Below are 18,037 nucleotides of genomic sequence, written 5' to 3' on the forward strand. Positions count from 1 at the left end.
ACGGTGTGCCCGCGACTAGCCTGGAGGGGTGTCGACCCGCATCTACATCACGTCAGCAGAAGGACACACGGGCAAGAGCACCGTCGCGCTCGGTGTCCTCGAGACCCTCGCACGCTCCGTCGGACGCGTCGGCGTGTTCCGACCGGTCGCACGGTCGGTGGCCGAGCCGGACTACGTGCTCGAGCTCCTGCTGCAGCACAGCGCGGTGGGGCTCTCCTACGACGAGGCCGTCGGCGTGACCTACGACGACGTGCACGCCGACCCGGATGCCGCCCTCGGCACGATCCTGAACCGGTTCGCCCAGGTCGAGCGGCAGTGCGACGCCGTCGTGGTGCTCGGGTCCGACTACACCGACGTCGGCAGCCCGACCGAGCTGTCGTTCAACGCCAAGGTCGCGGCGAACCTCGGCGCGCCCGTGCTGCTCGTGCTCGGCGGTCGGGACTCCTCGGAGCGTGGCGTCCGCACGCCCGAGGCGATGGCGCAGGTCGCGGACGTCACCACGAGCGAACTCCGGGCGGCGCACGCCCAGCTGCTCGGCGTCGTCGTGAACCGTGCGGACCCGGACGCCCTGGCCTCGATCGTCCAGAGCGTGGAGCACGCCGTGCGCGACGACCACCCGGACACCCCCGTGTGGGCCATCCCGGAGGACCGGGTGCTCGTGGCGCCGACGGTGCGCGCCCTGCTCGAGGCGACGGGCGCCACGCTCGTCCGCGGTGACGAGGCGCTGCTCGACCGGGAGGCCCTCGGCACGGTGGTCGCCGGCATGAGCATGGAGAACGTGCTGCCGCGGCTCATCGAGGGCGGGATCGTCGTCGTGCCGGGGGACCGCAGCGACGTGCTCCTCGCCACCGTGCTCGCGAACCAGTCCGAGACCTTCCCGAGCCTGGCGGGCGTGATCCTCAACGGCGGGTTCGAGACCTCGCCGCAGATCACCCGGCTGCTCGAGGGCCTGTCGAGCTCGCTGCCGATCGCCCGGAACGACCTCGGCACGTACGACACCGCGCTCCGCATCACCCACACCCGGGGGCGCCTCGCCGCGGACTCACCCCGCAAGGCCGACCTGGCACTGGCGCTCTTCGAGCAGCACGTCGACGCCGACGCACTGCGCGACCGCCTGCAGCTCACCCCGTCAGGGGTCGTCACGCCGCTCATGTTCGAGCACGGGCTGCTCGACCGCGCGCGTGGGTACGGCAAGCGGATCGTGCTGCCCGAGGGCGACGACGACCGCATCCTGCACGCGGCGTCGACGCTGCTCGCGCGACAGGTGTGCGAGCTCACGATCCTCGGCGAGCCGACGTCGATCCGGGCACGCGCCACCGAGCTCGGCCTCGACCTCGACGGTGCGCAGCTCGTCAGCCCGTTCGACCCCGAGCTGCGCGAGCGCTTCGCCGAGGAGTACACGCGGCTCCGAGCGCACAAGGGCATGTCGATGGAGCTCGCGCGCGACACCGTCACCGACGTGTCCTACTTCGGCACGCTCATGGTGCAGCTCGGACTCGCCGACGGCATGGTGTCCGGGGCGAAGCACACCACCGCGCACACCATCCGACCGTCCTTCGAGATCATCAAGACCCGGCCGGACACCTCGATCGTCTCGAGCGTGTTCCTCATGGCGCTCGCCGACCGCGTGCTCGTCTACGGTGACTGCGCGGTCATCCCCGACCCGAGCAGCGAGCAGCTCGCCGACATCGCGATCTCGTCGGCGGAGACGGCCACGCAGTTCGGCATCGACCCGCGCGTCGCGATGCTGAGCTACTCGACCGGCGACAGCGGCACCGGTGCGGACGTCGACAAGGTGCGCGCCGGGACGGCCTTCGTCCGGGAGCGCCGCCCGGACCTGCTCGTCGAGGGACCCATCCAGTACGACGCCGCCGCCGATCCGACGGTCGCCCGCACGAAGATGCCGGACTCGCCCGTGGCGGGCCGGGCGACGGTGTTCATCTTCCCCGACCTCAACACCGGCAACAACACGTACAAGGCCGTGCAGCGCTCGGCTGGTGCGGTCGCGATCGGACCCGTCCTCCAGGGCCTGCGCAAGCCGATCAACGACCTGTCCCGCGGTGCGCTCGTCAGCGACATCGTGAACACGGTCGCCATCACGGCCATCCAGGCCGGCACCGCGACCGACGCGGCCTGACCGACCATCGCCGACCGCGACCAGCCCACCCGCCCGCACCGCGCCTCCAGACCGTCCCGAGAAAGGCACCCCACCGTGACCGCAGCCCTCGTCGTCAACTCCGGATCGAGTTCGTTCAAGTACCAGCTCATCGAACTCGAGGGCGAGCGCACGCTCGCCTCCGGGCTCGTCGAGCGCATCGGGGAGTCCTCGGGGGCGTGGAAGCACACCAACGCGCTGACGGGGGAGTCGTCGTCGAACGACGCGGCGTCCGTGCCCGACCACGCGGCCGGCTTCCAGGCGATGATCGACGCCTTCGCCAAGGTCGGGCCGTCGTTCGACGAGCACCCGCCGGCGGTCGTCGGACACCGCGTCGTGCACGGGGGGACCACCTTCGACGCGGCCACCGTCGTCACCGACGAGGTCGAGCAGCAGATCGAGGACCTGAACAGCCTCGCGCCGCTGCACAACCCCGCGAACCTCGAGGGCATCCGCGCGGCGAAGCAGGTGTTCTCGGACGTGCCGCACGTCGCCGTCTTCGACACCGCGTTCCACCAGACCATGCCGCCGCACGCCTACACGTACGCGATCCCGGCCGACCTCGCCGAGCGGTACCGGATCCGCCGGTACGGCATGCACGGGACGAGCCACAAGTACGTGTCCGAGCAGACCGCGGAGTTCCTCGGCCGCCCGCTGGCCGAGCTGAAGACGATCGTGCTGCACCTCGGCAACGGGGCGTCGGTCGCGGCGATCGACGGCGGGCGGTCGATCGAGACGTCGATGGGGCTCACGCCGCTCGAGGGCCTCGTGATGGGCACACGCTCCGGCGACCTCGACCCGGCGGTGCTCATCCACCTGCACCGCGAGGCCGGCATGTCCTTCGACGACCTCGACACGATGCTCAACAAGCAGTCCGGTCTGCTCGGCCTCACGGGCAACGGCGACATGCGCGACGTGCAGGACGCGGCGCTCGGTGGCGACGACGAGGCCGAGGCGGCGCTCGCCGTGTACCGGCACCGGATCCGCCGCTACGTCGGGGCCTACACGGCGCAGCTCGGCGGGCTGGACGCCGTCGTGTTCACCGCCGGGGTGGGGGAGAACAACGCGCTGCTGCGGCGGCGCGTGCTCGCCGGGCTCGAGCACCTGGGCATCGAGGTCGACGCCGACCGGAACGAGCTGCACTCGAAGGAGGCCCGGCTAATCTCGACCGACGCGTCGCGGGTCGCGGTGCTCGTCGTGCCGACGAACGAGGAGCTCGAGATCGCCCGGCAGTCGGCGGCGGTCGCGCTGTAGGGCTGTCGGGCTGTAGGGCCGTCGGGCTGTACGGCCGTCGGGCTGGTGGCGCGGCGCGGCGCGGCTCGGGGCAGCATGGCGCCTGCTGCTGCGCCGTCGCCGAGGCGTCGCCAGCTCGTCGAGGCGTCGCCAGCTCGTCGAGACGCCGCCAGCTCGTCGAGACGCCGCCACTTCCGACGGCGTCTCGCGTTGTGGACGGTGTCTCGCGCTGACGCCGGCGTCTCGCGCTGACGCCAGCGTCCCGCCCGCGTCAGCTCAGGGCGTGGAGGGCGGCCGGGATCGGGGTGTTGCCGCTCGTCACCTCGAACTGCACCCCGACGGCGGTGTCGTCGAGCAGTGCGTGCAGGACGAGGGCGGCGACGTCCGCGCGGGGGATCGACCCGCGGGGGACGGTCCGGCCGACGTGCACCGTTCCCTGCGGCGGGGTGTCGAGCAGTGCTCCCGGCCGGATGATCGTCCAGGCAAGGTTCCGCATCCGGATGTTCGCATCGGCCTCCGACTTCGCCCGGAGGTACACCTGGAAGACGTCCGCCTCCGTCCGGGCAGGCACCACGGCACGCTCGCGGTCGTAGGCGTCAGCACCCATCGCCGACACCATCACGTACCGCTGGATCCCGATCCGCTCCGCCGCGTCCGCCAGGGTGATCGCCGCGTCGCGGTCGACGGACTCCTTGCGGTCGGCGCCGCTGTTCGGCCCGGCACCCGCGGCGAAGACGACGGCGTCGACGCCACGGAGGCGCAGCGCCAGCTCGTCGTCGTCCACCTGTTCCAGGTCGACGACCAGGGCCGTCGCGCCCTGCTGCTCGACGTCGGTCACGTGGGCAGGGTTGCGGATGATCGCGACGGCGTCGTGGCCCGCGTCGGTGATCAGGCGGGCGAGGAGCAGTGCGATCTGGCCGTGTCCTCCGGCGATGGCGATCTTCATGTGTCCGATACTGCCCGGAGCATCCGGTAGACTTCCGGAGGCTCCTCACGTGACGCCATCCAGGCCAACTCCCCCAGGGCGGAAACGCAGCAAGGGTAACCGGGCTCTGGCGGGTGCGTGAGGAGTCTTCTTCGTTCGGGCGAGGACGCAGCTGGAGCGACCGGGGCTGTGTCGTCCCGTGCGTGAGGAGTCTTCTTCGTTCCGGGGCTGTGTCGTCCTGTGCGTGGGAAGTACTCGCCGTTCTCCGGCAGATCCGCGATGGTTCCGGTACGCCGAGCGGACTCGCCGACGAAATCTCGCGCAACCTCGTGCGCGGTTCCTGTTCGTGTGTAAAGATCACCTCCAGGAACCCCCAACCAGGGTTCCGACCCTCTCCCGTCTCACCAGCGGGGGAGTCCGAGGATCAGGTGGCAGGCGAGCCTGCCAGGAAACGGGACACGCATGCGCAGGCACGTGTCGCTCCGGGGTACCCCTGTGCCCGCAGGAGCGGTCAACTGGACACGATGGATCACCGGCGACGGGAACCGGGCTCGACGACGAGCTCCCGGTGACCGGAGCCTCCTCCTGCGCGGCGGTGTCGTCGCCACGGTGACGGCGTTGCTCGCCGCCACCGTGGCGATCCAACCGGCTGCAGCGGCGCCGACGGACGTCTCCGAGGCCGAGGGCGTCCTGCTCAGCGGTTCCGGCATCGTCGACGTCGACGCGCTCGCCCAGCTCCGTGGTGCCTACTCCGCGAGCAGCGCGAGCACGGTCGGCGGGACGACGAACCAGCCGCTCGACCTCACCGCACTGAACAGCCTGGGCGTCCGACTGTCGAACAACGTCGACCTGCTCGGCGCGAACGGCATCCTGACGCTCGGTGTCGACGGGCAGTTCGCGACGACCTCGCAGACGGGCGCCCGCGGTTCCTCCGGCCTCGTCGGCGACGACGGGGCGATCGGCGTCGGGAGCGGCACCGGGGCCGGTGCGTCGACGCTGAACCTGAACCCGCTGCTGGCCCGGGTCGGCGCGGACACGACCGTGCTGTCGAACGCGCAGCTGCAGGTGGGCGCGCTCGCCTCGACGATCAGCGCCACACGTGGTGCGACGGTGAGCACCGCGAGCGACTACCGCATCGCGGGCGCGAACCTGCAGCTCACCAGCCCCGCGGTGTCCCGACTGGCGACGACCCTGCGGGCGAACGTCGCGCCGCTGTCCACCTCGGTGAACACCGCCCTGAGCGGAGCGGTGACGACCGACGCGGTCACTGGGGCGTTGGGATCGCTGCTCTCGCCGCTGGTGTCCGTGCGGAACACGAGCGTCCAGACGACCGCGAACCTCGACCTCGGTCCCACCATCGACGGGGTCCTCGCACAGCCGATCACGGACGGTGCGGTGACCATCACCCCGTCGACCGGTTCGATCACCGTCGACCTCGACACGTTGACGCGGCTCAACGACCAGCCGGCGAACACCCCCGTGCTCACCGACGCGGCGGTCGCCGCGATCAACAGCAGCATCACGAACATCCTCGGGACACGGCTCCCTGCCACCCTGAGCACCGCCGTCACGAACGCGGTCGACGCCGCACGGGTGCGCGTCCAGGTCAGTGCCACGCTCAGCGCGGCCGGGGCGGTCAACCTGCCGATCAACGTGACCGTCGACTCGACCATCGGTGCGCTCGCCGTGTCGGGCGCGGCCACGCCGCAGGTCTCCGTGTCGACGGGAACGATCCTCGGGATCAACGTCGCCCCCGTGCTCGGGACGCTCGTCAGCGGCACCGTCGTCCCGGCCCTCCAGACCGCGGTGCGGCCCCTGGCGAACTCCGCCGCCCTCGCCCAGCTCAGCACCACGCTCACCACCACCACGACCGCCGTCGCGACGGCGCTCTCGCCCGTGGTGCTCCTGCTCCGTCAGGTTGTCGACCTGACGGTGAACGCGCAGGAAGACCCCCGCTTCCGCGACCCACGCGGGTACGACCCAGGGGCGCAGAGCGTGACCGCCCTGCGCCTCACGGTGCTGCCGGGGCCGAACGCCGCGACGGTCGACCTCGCCACCTCCACGGTGCGCGCCACGGCGTTCGTCGCCCCGACGATCACCGCACCCACGGCAGGGCAGCAGTTCAGCGTCCCGACCGACACCTCCACCCGCTCGGTGACGGTGCGCGGGACCGGTGAACCCGGTGCAGGCATCGCGCTCGCCGCGGGCGGCGGCCTGACCGCCACCGCGACGGTCGACCCCGACGGCACCTGGACCGCCACGCTCGCGGACGTCCCGGTCGGGGACCGGACCGTCACCGCGACGCAGACGGTCGGCGGCGCCGCCGCGGGGACCACGACGCAGACCTTCTCGGTCGTCGCACAGCGTCCGCTGGTCATCGACACGCCCACTGCCGGGCAGCAGTTCACCACCACCGGGACCACGGCCCCGGTGACCCTCACCGGCACGTCCACCGCGAACGCACGGATCGACGTGACGATCGGCGACGACGTGACGGCGAGCGGCACGGCGGACGGCAACGGCGTCTGGAGCGTCCCCGTCGACGCGGTCCCGGTCGGGCTGCAGACGGCCAGCGTGACGCAGACCGTCGGCGACACCACCTCGGGCGCGGTGACGCGGGACTTCGAGGTCGTCGCCGCTCGGACGCTGACCATCGACACTCCGGCCCCCGATGCGGTCCTGCCGCTCGTCGGGGACACCCGCGACGTCGTGCTCACCGGTACCGCCGAGGGCGGTGCCCGCGTCGACGTGACGCTCGGCGACGGTCTGACCGCCACCACCACGGCGAACACGAACGGCACCTGGACCGCCACGGTCGAGGACGTCCCCGCGGGCGACTACACGGCCACGGCGACCCAGACCGTCGACGGCACGACGAGCGCTCCGGTGACCCGTGACTTCTCGGTCACCGCCGTTCCCGGCATCACCATCGAGGAGCCGGCCGACGGAGCAGTCCTGACGGTCGCCGACGCCACGTCGACCACCCCGGTCACGGTGACCGGCACCGCTGCGCCGAACGCGTCCGTCGCGGTCGACCTCGGCGGCTCCTTCACGGCGATCACCGAGGCGGACGACGACGGCGACTGGACCGCCACCTTCCCGGGGGTCCCGGTAGGTGGACGCACCATCACCGCGACGCAGACGGTCGCCGGCACCACCTCGGCGCCCGTCACCTCGGCCTTCGAGATCGCCGCCGGTGCCCCGCTGACGATCGCGAGCCCCGCGAACGGTGCCACCGTGCCCGTCCTGGACGCCGACTCGACCGCCGACCTCGACGTCACCGGGACCGCCGAGCCCCGGGCCCGGGTGTCGGTGTCGCTCGGCGGCGGCCTGACGGCCACGACGACGGCCGACGGAGACGGTGCCTGGACGACGACGATCGAGGACGTGCCCGTCGGTCGGTACACCCTGACCGCGACGCAGACCGTGAACGGCACGACGTCGCCGGTCCAGCAGCGGATCGTCTCGGTTGTCCCCGCGGCAGCGCTGCAGGTGACCGCACCGGTGCAGGGCGCGACGACCGTGGTCGCGAACGACGACGACACGGTCGACGTCGACGTGACCGGGACGGCGCAGCCCGGTGCGGAGGTCGACGTCGTGCTCGACGAGGGAGCGCCCGTCACGACGACGGTGGACGACGACGGCACCTGGTCGGTGACCCTGCCGGACGTCGGGACCGGCGGTCACACCGTGGCGGTCACCCAGACGGTCGGCGGACAGACCTCGCCGGCGATCGAGCGGGACATCTCGATCGAGGTCGGTGACGACCTCGAGATCACCGCTCCCACCGAGGGGCAGGAGATCCCCGCCACGAGCACCGGCGATGCGTCGGTCGTGGTCCGCGGGACCGCGGAGCCGGGTGCGACGGTCTCCGTCAGCATCGACGGGACAGCACCCGTCGTCGTCGTGACCGGCCCCGCTGGCAACTGGGTCCTCGACCCGGTGCAGCTCGGGACCGGCCAGCACACCGTCGAGGCCGTGCAGACCGTGAACGGCACGACCGGTCCCACCGAGACTCGGGACTTCACCGTCGTCCCGGGCACCGCCATCACCATCGACAGCCCGGCCGGCGGCTCGCGCTTCGTCGTGGTCGACGGGGACGCCACCGCCACGGTGACGATCAGCGGTGTCGCCGAACCCGGCGCAGCCGTGACGGTGACGGTCGGTGACCTCGAGCTCTCGACCACCGCAGCCGATGGCGACGGCACCTGGTCGGTCGACGCAGCGGGGCTCGCCCCCGGTGACTACACGATCGACGCGGCACAGTCGCTGAACGGCGCGAGCACGGACGCCCTGCCCGTGGGCTTCCTGGTCGACGCTGCGGCGCCCCTCGCCATCACGGCTCCCGGCACGGCGGCGATCACGGTCGCCGGCGACGACGTGACCCGGGACGTGACGGTCACCGGCACCGGGCAGCCCGGCGCGGCGATCGTCGCGACGCTCGACGGCGAGGAGCCCGGAGCGACGACCACCGTCGTCGCCGACGGGAGCTGGTCCGTCACCTTCGAGGACGTCGGCGTCGGGACGCACCCGGTGTCGGTCACGCAGACGCTGCCCAGCGGGGTCTCCAGCCCGGCGACGTCCGACCCGGTGACCCGCGACGTCACGCTCGTCGCCGCGGACGACGTGCTCATCGCGTCGCCCGAGGACGGCGCGGTCCTGCTCGTCCCGGACGAGGACACCACACGTGACGTGACGGTGTCCGGCACGGCAGAGCCGAACGCACCGGTGACGGTCCGTGTCGGCGACGCCGAGGCCTCCACGACCGCGGACGACGACGGCGACTGGACGGTCACCGTCGGCGGCGTCGGCGTGGGCGAGCAGACGGTCACGGCGACGCAGACGGTCGGCGGCACCACCGCCTCCAGTGCGGAGCAGACGCTCACGGTGCGCGCGGGCCGACCGCTCGCGCTCACCAGCCCCGACGACGGTGACGTCATCACGGTCGCCGACGCGACCGGTACGGCCGACGTCGTGGCGGCCGGTACGGCCGAGCCGGGCGCTCCGGTGACCGTCACGCTCTCCACCGGGGAACAGGCGACCGTCGAGGCGGACGACGACGGACGGTGGACCCACACGTTCACCGACGTGCCGACCGGTGACCACACCGTCCGGGCGACGCAGGTCGTCGGCGGGATCACCTCGGCTCCCGTCAGCGCCGGAGTGTCGGTGCGTGCCGGGGCGCCGCTGACCGTCACCACGCCGGCCGGAGCCACGACCGTCACGGTCGCGGACGACGACGCCACCACCGACGTCGACTTCGCCGGCACCGGCGCGCCGGGGGCGACGGTCACCGTCGACCTCGGTGACGGCGGCACCGCCGAGACGGTCGTCGGCGACGACGGCACCTGGGCGACCACCGTCGAGGACGTCCCGGTGGGGTCCTGGACGGCGTCGGTCACGCAGTCGGTGAACGGCACCACGAGCGCCCCCGTCACGCGACCGATCTCGGTCGTCGCCGCGGCGGAGCTCGTCGTCCGGCAGCCGGAGGGCACCGTCACCGTCGCGGACGACGCCGCCACGACGACCGTCACGGTCGCCGGTGACGCCGAGCCCGGCGCCACCGTGACGGTGACCGTCGACGACCGAGACCCGGTCGACGTGACGGTGGGCGACGACGGCGCGTGGAGCGTCGACGTCGACGACGTCGCGGTCGGCGAGCACGTCGTGTCGGCGACGCAGACCGTCGCCGGCTCGACCTCGACCACGCCGTTCGAGCGTCCCTTCGAGGTCGTCGCGGCAGCGCCGGTCGTCATCACCGCCCCCGCGGACGGGGACGAGGTGCGGGTCGCCGACGAGGACGCCACGACGACGGTCACGGTGCGCGGCACCGCGGAGCCCGGCGCCACCGTGGTGGTCGACCTCGGCGGCGGGCGTGATGCCACGACCGAGGCCGACGAGGACGGCGACTGGGCGGTCGACGTCCCCGGGGTCCCCGCGGGCACCACGACCGTCAGCGTCACCCAGCAGGTCGGCGGCACCACGTCGCAGCCGGTCACGGTCGCCATCGAGGTCGTGGTCGCGGCACCGCTGACGATCGCCACCCCGGCCGACGGGTCCACCGTCACGGTCGCACAGGACGACTCCCTCGCGACGATCGTCGCGAACGGGGCGGCCGAGCCCGGTGCCGAGGTCCGCGTGGCCCTGGACGACGGCGTCGCACAGACCGTGACGGCGACCGACGCCGGCACCTGGAGCGTCCGGTTCGACGGCGTCGCGACGGGCGAGCACACCGTCCGGGCGACGCAGACGGTCGACGGGTCCACCTCGGGTCCGGTCGTGAACACGTTCACGGTCGAGGCCGGCGCGCCCCTGACGGTCACCACGCCGACCGACGACCAGGTCGTCACGGTGCCGGCGTCCGACCCGACGGTCGACCTGCCCGTGGCGGGCACCGGCGAGCCCGGTGGCACGGTCACCGTGGTGGTCGACGACGGCGACCCGATCGAGGTGCCCGTCCGTGACGACGGCACCTGGGACACGGTCGTACCGGGCGTCGGTCCCGGCGACCACACGGTCACCGTCGGCCAGGAGGTCGGTGGCACCACCTCCGACCCCGTCGTGGTGGACGTGACCGTGGACGTCGCCGACGAGGACGCCGTCGTCATCACGACGCCGGCGGCCGGCAGCACGGTCCGGATCGTCGGTGACACCACGCCGGTCCGGGTCGTGGGCACGGCAGCGCCCGGCGCAACGGTGTCGGTCACGATCGACGACGGCACCGCCGTCGCGACCACGGCCGACGACGAGGGCGACTGGACGGTCACCGTGCCGGACGTCGCGCTCGGCGGCCACACCGCCTCCGCCACGCAGACCGTGGACGGTCGGACCACCGCAGCACCCGACGTCGCCTTCACCGTCGCCGCCGTGGCCCCGCTGCAGGTGACCGCCCCCGCGGACGGCCAGGTGTTCCCGACGGACCAGGACACGGTCTCCGTGCCGGTCAGCGGGGCCGCCGAGCCGGGCGCCACCGTGACGGTCGACATCGACGGCACCACGGTGTCGACGACGGCCGGTTCGGACGGCTCCTGGACGGTGACCGTGCCGGACGTCCCGGTCGGCGACCACACCGTGTCGGCGACGCAGACGGTCGGCGGGGCCACCTCGGCCCCGGTGACCAGCGGCATCAGCGTGGTCGCCGCGCAGGAGGACGACGTCGTCATCACGGACCCGACCCCGGGTCGCCTCTTCGAGGCCCCCGGGCTCGACAGCACGACCACCGTGCCCGTCTCCGGGACGGCCGGAGCCGACGCCGCGGTCGAGGTCCGGCTCTCGACCGGGCAGGTCCGGACGACGACGGCCGGCGGCGACGGTCGCTGGAGCGTCACCTTCGAGGAGGTCCCGGCCGGTGACTGGACGCTGCAGGCGACGCAGACCGTGGACGGGGACAGCTCCGACTCGCAGGTCGTGCCGATCGTCGTCCGGGTCGCCGACCCCCTGACGGTCACCTCGCCCCTGCCCGGGGCCCGGCAGACGGCCGGTGCCGACGGCACCGCCACCTGGCAGGTCACCGGGACGGCGGACCCGGGTGCGACCGTCACGGTCCGCAGCGACGCGGGAGACCCCGTCGTGACGACCGCGGCTGCCGACGGATCCTGGTCGGTGTCCGTGGAGCTCGGGGTCGGTTCGCACACCTTCACGGTGACCCAGACCGTCGAGGGTGCCACGTCCGCCGCCCAGACGGTGCCGGTGGTGGTGGTCGCCGCCCAGCCGGGTGAGCCGGGGCAGCCAGGAGAGCCCGGTGAGCCGGGGCAGCCCGGTGAGCCTGGGGAGCCTGGGGAGCCTGGGGAGCCTGGCCAGCCCGGGGAGCCTGGGGAGCCTGGCCAGCCCGGTGAGCCTGGGGAGCCTGGCCAGCCCGGTGAGCCTGGGGAGCCTGGTGAGCCGGGTGAGCCGGGTGAGCCTGGGCAGCCCGGTGAACCTGGGGAGCCTGGCCAGCCCGGTGAGCCCGGTGAGCCGGGTGAACCTGGTCAGCCCGGTGAACCTGGGGAGCCTGGCCAGCCCGGTGAGCCCGGTGAGCCCGGTGAACCTGGTCAGCCCGGGGAGCCTGGAGAGCCGGGTCAGCCCGGTGAACCGGGCCAGCCGGGGCAGCCGGGGCAGCCGGGGCAGCCGGGGCAGCCGGGGCAGCCGGGCCAGCCGGGGCAGCCGGGCCAGCCGGGCCAGCCTGGACAGCCAGGCCTGCCGGGTGGCTCCGGGAACGGAGCCGGCACCGGTACCGGAGTGATCGGTACCGGCAACGGATCGGGTCTCGGGACAGGCAACGGATCGGGTCTCGGGACCGGCAACGGATCGGGTCTCGGGACCGGCAACGGATCGGGTCTCGGTGCCGGCAACGGATCGCTCGGCAACGGCAACGGCAACGGCAACGGCACGGGCAACGGCACGGGATCCGGATCCGGATCCGGCAACGGTTCCGGTCGCGACCTCGCCTTCACCGGCGCGGACGTCGCTCCGCTCGCGGGTGCCGCCGGCGGCCTGGTGGTCCTCGGGTTCCTGCTGCTCGGTCTCTCCCGACTGGCACGCCGTATCCGCCGCGGGCGCGCCTGACCGTCCGCCCACACCGACCGCACCGCGCCTCTCGTCCGTCGTCACGACGGCCGGGAGGCGCGGTGTCGTCCCGTCCCTCGTCGCCCCTTCCACAGGTGGTCGCCGAGGGCGTCGCGCTGTCGGCCGTCCCGGCTACCCTTGGTCCGTGGTCACCGCCCTGTATCGCCGTTACCGGCCCGAGAACTTCGCCGAGCTGATCGGTCAGTCGCAGGTCACCGACCCGCTGCGGACCGCCCTGCGGACGAACCGTGTGAACCACGCCTACCTGTTCAGCGGGCCGCGCGGGTGCGGCAAGACGACCTCGGCGCGCATCCTCGCCCGGTGCCTGAACTGCGAGCAGGGCCCGACGGACACGCCGTGCGGCGCCTGCCCGAGCTGCGTGGAGCTCGCCCGGGGTGGCGGGGGATCGCTCGACGTCATCGAGATCGACGCAGCGAGCCACAACGGCGTCGACGACGCGCGCGACCTGCGCGACCGCGCCGTGTTCGCACCGGCGCGCGACCGCTACAAGATCTTCATCCTCGACGAAGCGCACATGGTGACGCCGCAGGGCTTCAACGCCCTGCTCAAGCTGGTCGAGGAACCGCCGGAGCACGTGAAGTTCATCTTCGCGACCACCGAGCCGGAGAAGGTCATCGGCACCATCCGCTCCCGGACCCACCACTACCCGTTCCGGCTCGTCCCGCCGGCCACGATGCTCGAGTACGTCGAGCAGCTGTGCGAGCAGGAGTCGGTCTCCGTCGCACCGGGTGTCCTCCCGCTCGTCGTCCGTGCCGGTGGGGGGTCGGTGCGAGACACGCTGTCGCTGCTCGACCAGCTCATGGCCGGCAGCGAGGACGGCGCGATCGCCTACGAACGCGCGGTCGCCCTGCTCGGCTACACCGACGCTGCGTTGCTCGACGACGTCGTGGACGCGCTGGCGGTGGCCGACCCCGCCTCGGCCTTCGCCGCGGTCGACCGCGTGGTGCAGACCGGGCAGGACCCGCGTCGCTTCGTCGAGGACCTGCTCGAGCGACTCCGTGACCTGATCGTCGTCGCGGCGACGAACGAGAGCGCCGCAGCCGTGCTGCGCGGGATCTCTCCCGAGGAACTCGACACCATGACCCGGCAGGCCGGTGTCTTCGGTGCGACGGCCCTGTCGCGGTCCGCCGACATCGCCAACCGCGCGCTCACCGAGATGACCGGTGCGACGTCGCCCCGACTGCACCTCGAGCTGATGACGGCGCGCATGCTCGTGCCCGAGGTCGACGACACCCAGCGCGGTGCACTCGCCCGCGTCGAGCGGCTCGAGCGTCGCGTCGGTGTCGGCGACGCCGGCGGGCACCAGGCTGCGGCCGTGGTCGAACGCCCGCAGGGTGCACAGCAGTCCTCCGCGGGCGCTCCGGTTCCGCGCACGGGAGCGGGCAGCGCCCCGGTGCAGGCCGGCTCCCCGGCTGCGCAGCCCGCTGCGTCGACCGCGACCGCGACCGCGACCCCGACCCGAGCAGCGGCGCCGACCCGACCAGATCAGGAGCCCGCCGACCAGGCTCCGACGACCGCGCGTGGCGCGGAGCCGCGGGACCCCGGTGCGGCCGTGCGCGATGCCGCTGCCTCCTGGGCGGCCGTGGCGACGCCCCCGAGCCAGGGTCCGGCCGACGGCCCGACCGATCGGTCTGCGGGCCGACCGGCGGAGCAGAGCGCGTCGAGTGCGATGACGACGGCACACCCGACCGAGCAGCACCAGCACGATCCGTCGGGCACCGCGAACGCGTCGTCCACCGGGCAGGGGACGGCCGTCGGCGACGAGGCGGTCGTCCGACCGGTCGCCGCCGTCGGCTTCCAGCAGCTCCGCGACGCCTGGCCCCAGGTCGTCGAGCACGTCCAGCGCGCCCGGCGTTCGGCCTGGTCCGTGGTGGTCACGGCCCAGGTGACGGCCCTGCGCGAGGACGTGCTGACGCTCACCTTCCCCAGCCAGCAGGACGTGGCGTCGTTCAAGGAGATGTCCGACCCCGCGACGAGCGTCAGCGAACTGCTCCGCTCGGCGATCATCGACGTCCTCGGCCTGCGGGTGAAGTTCGTCGCCCGTGGGCCGGGACAACAGCGCTCGGCCGGTGCTCCCGCGTCGGAGCCGGGTCGGCAGACGTCGCAGCAGCAGCCGACGCGACCGCACGTGACGTCGGAGGACACCAGCCAGCAGCAGGCCGCGCGCCAGCAGTCCGCACCGCCGCAGCCAACGACTGCCGAAGGGCCGACGCAGCAGCAGCAGCAGCACCCGACTGCGCCGCAGCAGCAGCCGACCGCACCGCAGCAGCAGCAGCAGCCGACCGCACCGCAGCAGCCGAGCCAGCAGCAGCAGGCGAGCCAGCAGCAGGCAAGCCAGCAGCAGCAGGCGAACCAACAGCAGGGCGTATCTCAGCAGCCGACCACACGGCAGCAGCCGGCCGCGCCCAGCGCTCCGGTGACCGACTGGGCCGTCGCCACGATCCCGGCGACCGACCCGACCGCCGGCGCCGTGCCCGAGCACCTCGAGCCGGGCTGGTCGGCACCGTTCGGGACGACCGACACCGGGGAACCGGTCGTGCCCGTCGCACCGGTCTCCGACCCCGCCGCCGACGCGGCCCTCGCTGCACAGCTCCGTCCGGCCTCCGCGCTCGGCGGTGCCGGAACACGCCCAGCCCGTGCTGCTGCGCCGAGCGACCCGACACCCGACGCACCGGGAGCGCCGGCACCGGCCGCAGGCGCAGCGCCCGCACCGGCCGCAGCCGCAGCGCCCGCATCGGCAGCGCCCGCCGCGCCGGGTACCGCGGCCGCCGCACCCTCCGGTGGGCCGGACGTCCCGGTCGACGACTACCCGCTCGACGACGAGCCCTACGACGACGGTGCTCCCTTCCCCGATCCGGGAGCGCACGCGTCCTCGGGTGTTCCGAGCCAGCGACCGACGCGGGCACCAGCACCGCAGGCAGCACCGGCGCAAACCGGCTCAGCACAGGCCGCGCCCGAGCAGGCAGCACCCGAGCAGGCAGCACCTGCGCAGGCAGCACCGACCCAGGAGGCGGCTGCGCAGCCAGCTCCGGCACGGACCGCTGCACCCCAGGTCCGTCGGACGCCGGTCGCTGGTCGGTACGGCGAGGCGGTCGTCCGTGAGATCCTCGGCGCGCAGTTCATCGAGGAGACCGCCCTGCACGAGGAAGGCGCCTGATGTACGACGGGATCGTCCAGGACCTGATCGACGAGTTCGGTCGGCTGCCGGGCATCGGCCCGAAGTCGGCGCAGCGCATCGCGTTCCACATCCTGCAGACCGAGTCGTTCGACCCGGCACGACTGTCCGAGCTCCTGGCCGAGGTCAAGGAGAAGGTGCGCTTCTGCGAGGTCTGCGGCAACGTCACCGAGAACGTGCGGTGCAGCATCTGTCGTGACCCCCGTCGGTCGCCGTCGGTGATCTGCGTCGTGGAGGAGGCGAAGGACGTCGCCGCCATCGAGCGCACCCGCGAGTTCCGTGGGCTCTACCACGTGCTCGGCGGAGCGATCAGCCCGATCGACGGTGTCGGTCCGGACGACCTGCGGATCCAGCAGCTGATGACGCGGCTGGCCGACGGCACCGTGGACGAGGTCATCATCGCCACCGACCCGAACCTCGAGGGCGAGGCGACGGCGACCTACCTCAGCCGACTGCTCGTCCCGATGGGCATCCGCACCACGCGACTCGCGTCCGGGCTGCCGGTGGGTGGTGACCTCGAGTACGCCGACGAGGTGACCCTCGGCCGCGCCTTCGAGGGACGACGCGTGGTCGGTCACTGACGGGCGTGCGCGCAGGATCGTTGCGTCGAGTCCGCCTCGCACGCAACATCCGCGGAACACCCTCTACGATTGACAGACCGCGCGACCGTCGCGGAACCGTCGTCCCCGGGAGTACCAGCCAGTGGCCCTGATCGTGCAGAAGTTCGGTGGATCGTCCGTCGCGGACGCCGAGAGCATCAAGCGCGTGGCGAAGCGGATCGTCCAGACGAAGAAGGCGGGCAACGACGTCGTCGTGGCCGTCTCGGCGATGGGCGACACGACCGACGAGCTCGTCGACCTCGCGCACTCCGTGACGCCGATCCCCGCCGGTCGTGAGCTCGACATGCTGCTCACCGCGGGGGAGCGCATCTCGATGGCGCTGCTCGCGATGGCGATCAAGAGCCTCGGGGTCGAGGCATCGTCGTACACGGGCAGCCAGGCCGGCATGCTCACGGACGCCCAGCACGGCAAGGCCCGCATCGTCGACGTCACCCCGAAGCGCGTGCGCGAGGCGCTCGACGCCGGGCACGTCGCGATCGTGGCCGGGTTCCAGGGGTTCAACCGCACGACGGGCGAGATCACCACGCTCGGGCGCGGTGGGTCGGACACCACCGCCGTCGCGCTCGCCGCCGCGCTCGACGCCGACGTCTGCGAGATCTACACCGACGTCGACGGCATCTTCACCGCGGACCCCCGCGTGGTGCCGAAGGCCAAGAAGGTCGACCGGATCACGAGCGAGGAGATGCTCGAGCTCGCCGCCTCCGGCGCCAAGGTCCTGTACATCCGTGCCGTCGAGTACGCCCGTCGGCACGGCGTCACCCTGCACGTCCGCTCCTCGTTCAGCAACGCCGAGGGCACCATCGTCTACAACCCTGCAGAGGGGGAAACCGTGGAAGAACCGATCATCACCGGCATCGCCGGAGACCTCTCCGAGGGGAAGATCACCGTCGTCGGCGTGCCCGACACCCCCGGCAAGGCCGCCGAGATCTTCACGATCGTGGCCCGCGCCGGCGCCAACATCGACATGATCGTGCAGAACGTGTCCGAGGCGGTCACGGGCCGCACGGACATCTCGTTCACGCTGCCGAAGGACCAGGGCCAGGGCGTCCTGACCGCGCTCGAGGTCGCCAAGGCCGACATCGGCTACTCGGGCATCCAGTACGACGACCAGATCGGCAAGCTCGCCCTGGTCGGTGCCGGCATGCGGACCAACGCCGGTGTCTCGGCGGCGCTCTTCCGTGCCCTGCACGAGGCGTCCATCAACATCGAGATGATCTCCACCTCGGAGATCCGCATCTCGGTCGTCACGCGCGCCGACACCCTGAACGAGGCCATGCGCGTCGTGCACCAGGCCTTCGGGCTGGACGCGGACCAGGAAGCCGTCGTCTACGCCGGCACCGGGCGCTGAGCCCCGCGCCGACACG

Annotated in this window: 7 protein-coding genes and 1 other RNA gene; 7 read left to right on the forward strand and 1 reads right to left on the reverse strand. The window is 72.8% G+C overall.

Annotation, left to right across the window (positions count from 1 at the left end):
* The first annotated feature begins 28 nt into the window (after positions 1–28).
* Positions 29–2,137, forward strand: a complete 2,109-nt coding sequence (gene pta / locus ACIQFY_RS07105) for a phosphate acetyltransferase (protein ID WP_400339017.1) — start codon at positions 29–31, stop codon at positions 2,135–2,137.
* Positions 2,138–2,212: 75 nt separating this feature from the next.
* Positions 2,213–3,409, forward strand: a complete 1,197-nt coding sequence (locus ACIQFY_RS07110; protein WP_251154631.1) for an acetate kinase — start codon at positions 2,213–2,215, stop codon at positions 3,407–3,409.
* 250 nt (positions 3,410–3,659) lie between these two features.
* Here ACIQFY_RS07110 and ACIQFY_RS07115 read toward each other — a convergent pair whose 3' ends face one another.
* Positions 3,660–4,334, reverse strand: coding sequence for an SDR family oxidoreductase (locus ACIQFY_RS07115; RefSeq protein ID WP_066655180.1), 675 nt, complete (start codon positions 4,332–4,334; stop codon positions 3,660–3,662).
* 36 nt (positions 4,335–4,370) lie between these two features.
* Between ACIQFY_RS07115 and ffs the strand changes: the two genes are divergently transcribed.
* The 5 genes from ffs (at position 4,371) to ACIQFY_RS07140 (ending at position 18,021) form a co-directional block, all read left to right on the forward strand.
* Positions 4,371–4,467, forward strand: an RNA gene (gene ffs, locus ACIQFY_RS07120) — signal recognition particle sRNA small type.
* A gap of 464 nt (positions 4,468–4,931) precedes the next feature.
* Positions 4,932–12,857 (forward strand): choice-of-anchor G family protein, encoded by a 7,926-nt coding sequence (locus ACIQFY_RS07125; RefSeq protein WP_400339020.1) that lies wholly within the window; start codon positions 4,932–4,934, stop codon positions 12,855–12,857.
* 145 nt (positions 12,858–13,002) lie between these two features.
* Complete coding sequence (locus tag ACIQFY_RS07130) at positions 13,003–16,035, forward strand: DNA polymerase III subunit gamma and tau (protein WP_400339022.1); 3,033 nt, start codon at positions 13,003–13,005, stop codon at positions 16,033–16,035.
* A complete protein-coding gene (gene recR, locus ACIQFY_RS07135; protein WP_066655176.1) occupies positions 16,035–16,634 on the forward strand; it encodes a recombination mediator RecR in 600 nt (199 codons plus the stop codon). Before ACIQFY_RS07130 ends, recR begins: the two co-directional genes overlap by 1 nt.
* Before the next feature lie 121 nt (positions 16,635–16,755).
* On the forward strand, positions 16,756–18,021 hold the full coding sequence (locus ACIQFY_RS07140; RefSeq protein ID WP_066655175.1) for an aspartate kinase: 1,266 nt from the start codon (positions 16,756–16,758) through the stop codon (positions 18,019–18,021).
* Positions 18,022–18,037: the final 16 nt, after the last annotated feature.

The sequence above is a fragment of the Curtobacterium sp. NPDC092190 genome, assembly GCF_044755625.1.
Taxonomy (GTDB): Bacteria; Actinomycetota; Actinomycetes; order Actinomycetales; family Microbacteriaceae; genus Curtobacterium.

Excerpts from the sequence above, each read along its gene's own strand:
- ACIQFY_RS07115 (WP_066655180.1), bottom strand. The coding sequence starts at position 4,334 with ATGAAGATCGCCATCGCCGGAGGACACGGCCAGATCGCACTGCTCCTC.
- recR (WP_066655176.1), top strand. The coding sequence starts at position 16,035 with ATGTACGACGGGATCGTCCAGGACCTGATCGACGAGTTCGGTCGGCTG.